Here is a 7,054-nt window from a genome sequence, read left to right as displayed (position 1 = left end):
TATCGCCGCGGATAAACCTGCTGGCCCCGCACCAACAATAACAACATCATATGGCATCGACTCGCGTTCACTCATTGCCTTTATCCTTTACCCGGCATGTAAATCAGGCCATCCGAATTTTCGGACAGCTCGTGGAAATTGCCATGCCAAGCAATTGACCCTGTCGTCAACAAGTGACTGAAGGGATTTATGGAGGATCGTGCAGAAACTGCAGCCTTGGCGGCTGTTGAATCACTAACTGGCTGGTGGACGCTGGCCGGAGTGGATTCTGCCGTGGGCGATGAAACCGTCAACTGGCTGGCCACCGATGAAGTCACGAATCCTGCAGAACCGTCTGTTACCGCCAATAACAGTGCCGCCAATGTCCCTGTTGCACCGAAAGTTCCGTCTATTCCATGGCCCAATGATATTGCGACCTTGCGACAAATGGTCCGCGATGGCGCACCGCTTCCTGGCAACGACCTCGGCCCCGTTCATATTCCCCCAATTGGCCCGGAAAACAGCGCGATAGTCATCATATCCGATCTACCTGATTTGGCAGATGCCGATGAAGCAACCGCGGGAACGTCTGCGGCGCACATTTTGCTGGAACGTATGTTGGCGGCGATTGGTATCAACATTGCGGATTGCTACCGGACGTGGCTTGCAACCACGGTGCCGGCGACGGGTGAGTTGCCCGATCACATGCTGCCGGAATTGGGCCATTATATGCGCCATCAAATCGGCCTCATTAAACCCACATCGGTGATTTTACTCGGTTCATCCGCCTGCAAGGCTCTGTTAGACGCCGAGCTTATGAACGCCCGCGCAGAATTACGGAATGTTAACCATGACGGCCGCAATATCGCCGCATTGACGACATTCCATCCGCGTACGCTCATCGCGCGGCCTGCCATGAAGGAACAGGCGTGGAGAGATTTGCAGATGTTCGCAAAAAGGGATGCCTTGTGAGCCCCAAGAACGCACATAGCGCAAACATGCGTAACCGCCGAATACGCGCACTTAGGTGGCTTGGCCCACTTTTGGCGCTGTCTCCGGTGGCTGCTGCACATGCAAATACCAGCGAGGGCTTTCGTGCTATCGTTTCTACGCAGGTTGCTCCATCGGTTTTGGATTCCAAGGAAAAGGCCGTTTTTTCGGCAATTTACGACGCAATTCGAAACCAGAAATGGGATGAGGCTGCACGGTTAATCGATGAAGCGCCGCAAGGACCAATGGCCGCCATGGCGCGCGCCGAATTATATCTTGCCCCCGACAGCCCAAAGGTGGAGGTCGCGCAATTGCACGATCTTTTGCAGTCGGCACCCTATCTTCCGCAAGCGGAGCAGCTTGCCACGATGGCGCGCAAGCGTGGTGCGGAAATTCTTCCTGAACGCCCGGGCATCCGCCGTTTCTCATGGCTTGGTGGTGCGCCAAAGCGCGATTTGCCCGCAAACGCGGCGAGCGATGCTATTCGCAGCGAGCTTCAACAGTTTATCAAAGACGATCAGCCTTTGGCCGCAGAGCAATATCTGGAAACTAAGGTCGAAGAGCTTTCCCCTGAAGCATTGACAGAGCTTCAATACCGCGTCGCTTGGTCCTATTATATCGAAAATGACGACCAGTCTGCCAAACGTGTGTCTTCACTCGCGCGCACGGCTGGCGGCGAATGGGGCACACAGGCAGCATGGGTGCATGGTTTGGCGTCGTGGCGGCTGGGTGAATATGCAGAGGCTTATGAGGCATTTGATGTGGTCTCACGCCTCGCTGCCAATGACGACCTAAAGGCAGCAGGCCTGTTTTGGGGTGCACGTGCAGCGATGGCCGCGAAATATCCGCAATTTGTGCAGCCAAAAATGCAAAGAGCGGCGCAGCTGCCCGAAACCTTTTATGGTCTGTTGGCGAGCGAAGCGCTCGGCATGGAGCCCATCGCCCGCCGGGCAGCCAAAGTCGTAAAGCTTGATTGGGCCAGCCTGAAAGATCAGCAGAATGCAATCCTTGCGGTCGGTTTGGCCGAAATTGGCCAAACGAAACTTGCAGATGAAGCGTTGCGCCATCAAGCGCGCATCGGTGATGCGCGGCAGCATACAAATTTGGCGCAGCTGGCCGGATCGCTGAACCTTGCCTCCACCCAGTTTTGGTTGGGTCATTATGGCCCCGCACGCAACCAGAGCAACGCCATGGCGCGCTATCCCATGCCGAATTGGGAACCCCTCGGTGGCTGGCGGGTAACGCCGGCACTTGTCTATGCGCACACGTTGCAGGAATCCAACTTCCGCACGGACGTGGTCAGCCCCGCGGGTGCACGCGGGCTCATGCAAGTGCGGCCGGGCACAGCGCAGGATATGGCGCGGGCACGGGGCGCGTCATTTGCTGCATCACAACTGGATCGTCCTTCGATCAATCTCGAATATGGCCAATCCTATCTCGAAAAATTGCGCGATCTGCCCGCGACGGGTGGCCTGCTGCCCAAAGTGATTGCGGCCTATAATGCAGGTCCCGTTCCGCTTGCGCGGTGGAACAGCGAAATTCGCGACAATGGCGATCCGCTGCTTTTCATTGAATCCATCCCTTATTGGGAAACGCGTGGCTATGTCGCGATTATCCTGCGCAACTATTGGATTTACGAGATGCGGGCAAACAAAGCGTCGGGCAGCTTGAAAGGGCTCGCCCAATATATGTGGCCGAAATTTCCGGACGCCAATGGCACCGTAACTGCGCGCCGCGTCACAGGAGGCTCAATTGCCGCTCGATAACAACATGGCTTTCAAACCCGTCAATATTGCGCTTCTGACGGTATCCGACACGCGTGGGCCGGATGATGACACCAGCGGCGATTTATTGGCTGAACGCATCAGGGCGGCGGGGCATAAGATCATCGAACGCGCAATTTTGCGTGACGATACCGCATTGATAACCGCACGCCTGCACAATTGGATCGATGACGAAAATATCGACGTTGTCATATCCACGGGCGGAACAGGGCTCACCGGACGCGATGTGACGCCGGAGGCACTGGATCGCGTTAAGACCAAGGATATTCCAGGGTTTGGCGAGCTATTTCGTTGGCTAAGCTTCGCCAGCATTGGCACGTCAACCATACAGTCACGCGCCTGCGCGGTGCTGGCACGCGGCACATATATCTTTGCGCTGCCCGGCTCAAACGGTGCGGTGAAGGATGGATGGGACCAGATTTTGGTTCATCAGCTGGATAACCGGCACCGCCCCTGCAATTTCGTCGAACTCATGCCGCGCCTGTCCGAAAGGTAAATGCGCAGATCACTGCCGTTCATGGTGCTATTGCACTGAACGCATATTTGTTCTTTATATGTTCTCATTCTTATGGCATAATTTGCCTATGGAGAATGCAGTCGAACACAATGTGACAAAGGGACGTGGCGCGCCCACAAACGCGGTACCAACCCGATTTAACCTGAACAGTCGTGTTGCCGACGGAGACTGGCTGGACGCGCGCGAAGCGTTAGATGGCGGAAAGCCAGCGCTCAAGACGACGGTGACCGAAGAGTTCGCCAAATCCATACTCACGTTCAACAATTCTCCCGACGTCCCTTTTGACCGCTCGGTAAACGCGTATCGCGGTTGCGAGCATGGCTGCGTATATTGTTTTGCACGGCCAACGCACGCTTATCATGACCTTTCGCCGGGGTTGGATTTCGAAAGCCGTCTTTTCGCCAAGCCAAACGCAGCGGATATCTTGCGCAAAACGATCGCCAAGCCGGGATACCGCCCAGCGCCCATCGCGATAGGAACCAATACAGACCCGTATCAGCCGATTGAGCGAACCTATCGCATCACGCGGTCGATCTTGGCGCTGATGGTGGAAACATCACACCCGATTGTCGTCACAACAAAATCCGCGCGCGTACTTGATGATATCGACCTGTTAAGCCAGCTGGCATCCAAGCAACTGACGGGCGTCGCCATATCTGTAACTTCGCTCGATGCAAAACTCGCGCGGACATTGGAACCCAGAGCGTCATCGCCGATGACGCGGCTCGCGGCAGTGCGTAAACTTTCATACGCGGGTATCTATGTGCATGTGAATATCGCACCGATTATTCCGGCGGTAACTGATCATGAGATTGAGGCTATCGCCGCCGCAGCAGCAGAACATGGTGCGACCAGCATCAGTGCGATACCCATCCGCCTACCCCATGAAGTCGCGCCTTTGTTCCGCGACTGGCTTGACGTTCATTTCCCCGACCGCGCGGCGAAGGTCATGAATATCATTCGCGATATGCGCGGCGGCAAAGACAATGATGCCGAATTTTTCTCACGGATGAAGGGCCATGGTCCTTGGGCCGAGCTGATACGCACCCGTATGCAAATCGCGCGAAAGAAACATGGCTTGGACGGTTCCAAATGGAATGTCAGAACCGACCTGTTCGTTCCGCCAAATATGAATGGGCAGCTGAGCCTGTTTTGAAAATATCAGCTGCTCGGCTGCCCATAATGTTGGGGTCAATCCTCTAGAACGAAATCCTTGAACTGCTGGCGCAGCGCAACCTTCTGGATCTTGCCCGTACCGGTGTGTGGCAGCTCGTCAACGAACAGCACCCGGTCTGGCATCCACCATTTTACAATGCGTTCGGCGAGATATGCTTTCACTGTGGCTTCATCGACCTCAGCGCCGGGTTTCTTCACGGCAATCAGCACAGGGCGTTCATCCCATTTGGGATGCGGAATGCCAATCGCGCCGGCCTCCGCAATTCCGGGGCAGCCAACGGCGATATTTTCCAGCTCAACCGAGCTAATCCATTCGCCGCCCGATTTGATAACATCTTTGACGCGGTCGGTGATCTGCATCGTACCATCCGGGTGCAGCACAGAAACATCACCGGTATCAAACCACTGGTCGGCGTCGACTGTATCCGCTTCCGCCTTGAAATAGCGTTTGATGACCCAAGGTCCGCGTATCTGAAGCGCACCCGAAGTCACGCCGTCACGCGGGGCGACATTGCCGTCCTTATCAATGACACGCAGTTCGACACCAAATGGCGTTCTGCCCTGCTTACACACAACGTCTATTTGCTCGTCGAGGGTTAGTTCATCCCAATTCGGCGTGGGCGCGCCCATTGTGCCAATAGGTGACGTTTCCGTCATGCCCCATGCGTGCGATACGCGGACATTTGCCTTCATGAGGCGTTCAATCATCGCGCGGGGCGCAGCGGAACCGCCAATGGTGACAAGGCGCAACTTACCGAGCGACGCATCGCGTCCGGCGGCAGCCTCTGCATCCAAATGTGCGAACATGGCGAGCCAAACGGTCGGCACACCCGCGCTATGCGTGACGCCTTCCTTCAGCATCAGCCCGTGCAAGGTCGCCGCATCATTGGTGGTGGAAAAGACGAATTTAACGCCTGCCGCGGCCCCCGCAAATGGCAGACCCCAGCTCGCCGCATGGAACATCGGCACGATGGGCAACAAAGCCGCCTGCGGGCTGAGGTCGAATATGCTCGGCGCGATTTCCGCCATCGCGTGCAACATCGTCGAACGGTGCTGATACAAGACGCCTTTGGGATTACCTGTCGTACCGCTGGTATAGCAGAGCATACATGGGTCACGCTCGTCGCCGGTCGCCCATTCATAATTGCCGTCTTGGCCGTTGATCAATGCGCCATAGCTGTCGTCGCGGTCAAACACGATATAATGTTCAACGGTCTTGAGATGCGGCTTTATCCGGTCGATAATTGGCTGGAACATGGCATCATACATCAACACCTTATCTTCCGCGTGGTTCATGATGTAGATCAGGTCTTCGTCGAACAACCGGACGTTGACGGTATGAATAACGCCGCCAAAACCAATGGCCCCATACCAAGTGGCAAGGTGCCGATGGTGGTTCATCGCAAAGGTTGCGATCCGGTCCCCTTTTTGCAGGCCAAAGCCGGCAAAGGCTTGCGACAGCTTACGAGCTTCGGCCGCGACGCCCGCCCAGCTTGTCCGTTCAAAAGTGCCGTCAGCCCAACGCGTTACGATTTCGCGCGTGCCATGCTCGCGCGCTGCATAATCAATTAAATGAGTTACCCGAAGGTCCCAATCCTGCATCGTACCGTACATCCAAGCTCTCTCCCTCATCTAACGTCGCCAATATTCTTGGCGTATATTTCCGTGTTTGCTGCTGATCAATGCACCAATGCTAGGCTCGGCCCAATCGGTGAAAGTTCAACATTATCTATGCCTTCAATGCCCTTTACTTGGTCCAGCAAAGACGCGTCTATACGATATTTGCGTCCCAGCACGATCTGCACCCATTGGCCATCGGAAGACCGCGTTTTGATGATAAGTTCGCTCCGCCCGCCTTGCAGCGGCTCAACCATCTCGGCCAGACGCGCAATGGCCGTTTCTTGCGACACATCCAACTGCATTTTTAACCGCGATACACTTGTCAGCCCGCTAAGCGCTTTTGCGCTTTTTACCGTGAAGCTGGGCACTTCGTCCCCTGCCCGCATATCCATTTCACAATGCAGCAAAAGGCATTCGGCATCCTTAGCCCATTCCGCCAGTTGACTGCCCACGGCCTCATCAAAGCAACGCACCGAAAACTGTCCGCTCATGTCGGAAAAATCGGCAATCATGAACCGCTTGCCCTTGCGGGATTCGCGCCAGCGCACGCCTTCAATAAGCGCAGACATGGTGGCGGCGCGACGCACGCCTTCGGGGATTGGGCCGCTCTCCAGCCACACCGCATAGGGTTTTGCGCCATGGCTCGCGGCCAGCGCATCATATTGCGAACATGGGTGGGCAGAGAAATAAAAGCCAAAGGCGTCTTTCTCTTGGTTCATCTGCTCGCCTGGCGCCCATGATAGCCGCCCATCAATCCGCAAGGCTGCCATGTCGGAGCCGCCCTCACCAAACAGCCCACCCTGCCCGCTTTCACGGGAATCACGCGCAGACTGTGCCGCAGCCAAAAGCGTTTCTGCAGCACCATGCACGGCAGCGCGATTAGGCTCCAGCGCGTCGAACGCACCAGCAGCAGCCAGATTTTCAAGGCTACGCCGGTTTATCTGACTGGGATCAACCCGGTTGGCGAAATCATCTAGGCTTTTGAAAC

General features: G+C 55.9%; 6 protein-coding genes and 1 pseudogene. 5 read left to right on the top strand and 2 right to left on the bottom strand.

All coding sequences use genetic code 11. The features are described 5' to 3' along the window. The 5 genes from ACILQA_RS08720 to ACILQA_RS08700 all read left to right on the top strand — a co-directional run. Positions 1-181 (top strand): hypothetical protein (locus ACILQA_RS08720; RefSeq protein ID WP_395629348.1); only part of this gene is annotated, 181 nt, incomplete at its 5' end. An 8-nt stretch (positions 182-189) separates the two neighbouring features. Beyond that, complete coding sequence (locus ACILQA_RS08715; RefSeq protein ID WP_395629347.1) at positions 190-951, top strand: uracil-DNA glycosylase family protein; 762 nt, start codon at positions 190-192, stop codon at positions 949-951. Positions 952-977: 26 nt separating this feature from the next. Then, positions 978-2,735 (top strand): lytic transglycosylase domain-containing protein, encoded by a 1,758-nt coding sequence (locus tag ACILQA_RS08710; protein WP_395629346.1) that lies wholly within the window; start codon positions 978-980, stop codon positions 2,733-2,735. A gap of 4 nt (positions 2,736-2,739) precedes the next feature. Continuing rightward, complete coding sequence (gene moaB / locus ACILQA_RS08705; protein WP_395629345.1) at positions 2,740-3,249, top strand: molybdenum cofactor biosynthesis protein B; 510 nt, start codon at positions 2,740-2,742, stop codon at positions 3,247-3,249. An 88-nt stretch (positions 3,250-3,337) separates the two neighbouring features. Then, positions 3,338-4,426: a PA0069 family radical SAM protein gene (locus tag ACILQA_RS08700; protein WP_395629344.1), complete on the top strand. Its 1,089-nt coding sequence runs from the start codon at positions 3,338-3,340 to the stop codon at positions 4,424-4,426. 35 nt (positions 4,427-4,461) lie between these two features. Here ACILQA_RS08700 and ACILQA_RS08695 read toward each other — a convergent pair whose 3' ends face one another. Together ACILQA_RS08695 and ACILQA_RS08690 are read right to left on the bottom strand one after the other, a co-directional pair. Beyond that, a complete protein-coding gene (locus tag ACILQA_RS08695; RefSeq protein ID WP_324476543.1) occupies positions 4,462-6,060 on the bottom strand; it encodes a long-chain fatty acid--CoA ligase in 1,599 nt (532 codons plus the stop codon). A gap of 65 nt (positions 6,061-6,125) precedes the next feature. Next, a pseudogene (locus ACILQA_RS08690) lies at positions 6,126-7,054 on the bottom strand (DNA polymerase III subunit alpha); the annotation flags it as partial.

Origin of the sequence: Sphingorhabdus sp. (assembly GCF_044239005.1) — a bacterium.
Lineage (GTDB): Bacteria > Pseudomonadota > Alphaproteobacteria > Sphingomonadales > Sphingomonadaceae > Sphingorhabdus_B.
Note: the sequence above shows the minus strand (reverse complement) of the source record. Positions and strands in the feature narration are given on the sequence as shown.